Genomic DNA, 569 nt, shown 5'->3' on the forward strand with positions numbered 1-569 from the left:
AATAAGTTTTTAAAAGTGATTATTTTGGTTATTGTGATCTCAGGAATAGCTACACTAGGTATTTACGTTCTAGATATACATTCCGGAGCTAAGCTCAGCCAAGAAAAACAAAACTCTCAACTTCTTGAACATACATGTGATGAGGTTAAGTACGATGCTATAAATTGTGAAATCTATAAAGAACTAGCTAAAGAGCTTGATAACTTTGATTTGCCCGAAATCTCTCAAAACGATATTTACTGCCTTTCTACAGCAGCTCTATCGGTTGAGCTTCCCCCTTTAACGCCACCTGATTTGGTTAACGTTGTAGTAAGCAAAACAATGGATAGTAAAGGGATAGATTGTAATGTTGATGCTGCCTTACAAAGAATTAAAGACAACATGAATGAGTATCAAAAATATAAAAAAGCAGAAAAAGAAGCTAATAAGTATTAACAAAGTATAAAACATAACAATCTTTTTAAGAGTGATTCGCAACGCTTGGCATTTTTGCTATGCGTTGCGTTTAGTGTTTAAGGTGGTATGCGGTAGCTTCGGTATTGCGTTGCTCACACCTTAACAGGGCGTTA

Annotated in this window: 1 protein-coding gene; it reads left to right on the forward strand. The window is 35.3% G+C overall.

Annotated elements, in window-relative coordinates; all coding sequences use genetic code 11:
- The coding region (locus PQQ36_RS22560) for a hypothetical protein (RefSeq protein WP_273662759.1) at positions 1-435 on the forward strand (435 nt) is incomplete at its 5' end.
- Positions 436-569: the final 134 nt, after the last annotated feature.

Origin of the sequence: Vibrio sp. CCUG 15886 (assembly GCF_028570825.1) — a bacterium.
Taxonomy (GTDB): domain Bacteria; phylum Pseudomonadota; class Gammaproteobacteria; order Enterobacterales; family Vibrionaceae; genus Vibrio; species Vibrio vulnificus_B.